We start from the raw sequence: 1,936 nt of genomic DNA on the forward strand, positions 1-1,936 counted from the left end.
TCAAACGTGCGGTGGGTATCGTTGCGCCTGTCATCGTTAATCCCTATTTCCACCAAATTGACTATGAGCGCCAATACAACGATATGCCTGCACGTGAGCATGCTGAGGACAGTAAGCGGATTATCAATGAATGGAAAAAAGAACTGAAAATCAAAGGAAGCAAGAAACCGGTGGAACTTTAGCGAGCCATACACCGGTTCTTGCAAAGGAGACGAAATAATGAACATCACATCTCAAAGAGATTATGTCACTAATACCGACTTATTCGCAACCTTATGCGGCACTCAGCAATTGATTGATGTTGCTATCACGCTGATTAGGGAGGGTCGAAATCTTGAGGCCGAAAGCCTATTGCGAAGGGTGAATACGGCTTCTTCGTCTGCTATCGAACACCACAAGACGGCATTATTGCGTAAATAAGGGGTATTCATGTTGACGATAACACCCAATACGACTCAGAGCCGGGCATTGTCCATGTTGCGCCAGAACTGGAAGCAACACAGTACCTTCATGGTGTATGCGCCTACCGGCAGCGGTAAAACAGGCTTATCGGCATTCATCACAGACGGATTTGTTTCTCGCGGTATGCGGGTGATGTTTGTCGCGCCTTACTTAACTTTGGTTCGTCAGACTGCCACCCGGTTTATTCAGTACGGATTGCCGGAAGAAGAAATTGGTTATGTGTGGCGGGATTACCAGCCCCATGATCCTAACCGGCTAATTCAAATTGCCTCGGCTGATACGTTAATCCGCCGTGACTTCCCGGACAACATCGATCTGCTGATCATTGACGAGGCTCATTTACGTCGTAAGAAACTGCTTGAAGTGATTCAGTATCTGGCAGAGAACACCGGTGTAAAAGTGATTGGCCTGTCAGGAACGCCGTTTTCCCCGTTTCTGGGAAACTACTATCAACAGCTTTTAAAGCCTACAACAATGAAAGAACTTATCGCTAAAGGCGAACTCAGTTCCTATGAATTTTATGCCCCCACCAAGCCGGACCTGAAAGGCGTAAAACTGACCGCCAGTGATGACTTTGGGCAGGATTACAAAGAGGACCAGCTAGCCGAAATCATGGGGGATTCAACGCTGGTGGGCGATATCGTCAGGAACTGGCTGGAGAATGGTAATGATGAACCCACGATTTGCTTTTGCGTCAACGTGGCCCACGCCAATTTTATCACGGTTGAATTTAATAAAGCCGGTGTGAATGCCGAGGTAATCATTGCTGAGACGCCCCCGGAAGAAAGGCAGATCATCATTCATCGTTTTGAACAGGGTGTAACAAAGATCCTGGTGAGTGTTAGTACGCTGATTGCGGGATTTGATAGTGACGTCCGGTGCATTATTTATGCCCGCCCGACTAAATCAGAGATTAGATGGACCCAGTGTCTTGGCAGAGGGCTTCGTACTGCGCCCGGTAAAGAAACCTGCCTTATCTTCGATCACAGCGGTTCGGTTCACCGACTCGGTTATCCCGATGATATTGAGTACGACGAGTTGCCTTCAAAGAGCGACGGGATGAAAGACGGTTCCCGCAGTGCTGACAGCGGCAAAGCTGAAAAACTCCCGAAAGAATGCCCCAGTTGCCACTTTATGAAGCCGGCAGGCGTCTATGTTTGCCCGAAATGTGGATTTAAGCCCTTAAGCGGTGAAGATGTGGAAGTGGATCGCTCGCGTGGGCTGAAAAAACTTAGTGGTAAGGACCGAGTTTACAGCAAGGCAGAACGTCAAAGCTGGTGGTCCCAAATCAAGTATTACCAGCGCCAGCGAGCCAACCAAGGGAAGCCCATTTCTGATGGCTGGTGTGCCCATACCTTTAGAGACAAATTCAGTGAGTACCCCAATGGCTTAAACGACCACCCGGTAGAGATCACGCCAGAAGTGAACAACTTCATCAAATGGAAACTGATTGCTTATGCAAAAAGCCAGGAGA

At 48.3% G+C, this 1,936-nt stretch carries 2 protein-coding genes and 1 pseudogene; all 3 read left to right on the forward strand.

What is annotated here, in order from left to right; translation table 11 throughout:
• Nucleotides 1-182, forward strand: a pseudogene (locus AACQ83_RS23925) (hypothetical protein); the annotation flags it as partial.
• A 37-nt stretch (nt 183-219) separates the two neighbouring features.
• Nucleotides 220-420, forward strand: a complete 201-nt coding sequence (locus AACQ83_RS23930) for a hypothetical protein (RefSeq protein ID WP_049583080.1) — start codon at nt 220-222, stop codon at nt 418-420.
• A 9-nt stretch (nt 421-429) separates the two neighbouring features.
• A partial coding sequence (locus AACQ83_RS23935) for a DEAD/DEAH box helicase (RefSeq protein ID WP_112879887.1) occupies nt 430-1,936 on the forward strand: 1,507 nt, incomplete at its 3' end.

It is taken from the genome of Photorhabdus sp. S10-54 (genome assembly GCF_963878145.1).
Classification (GTDB): domain Bacteria; phylum Pseudomonadota; class Gammaproteobacteria; order Enterobacterales; family Enterobacteriaceae; genus Photorhabdus; species Photorhabdus kayaii.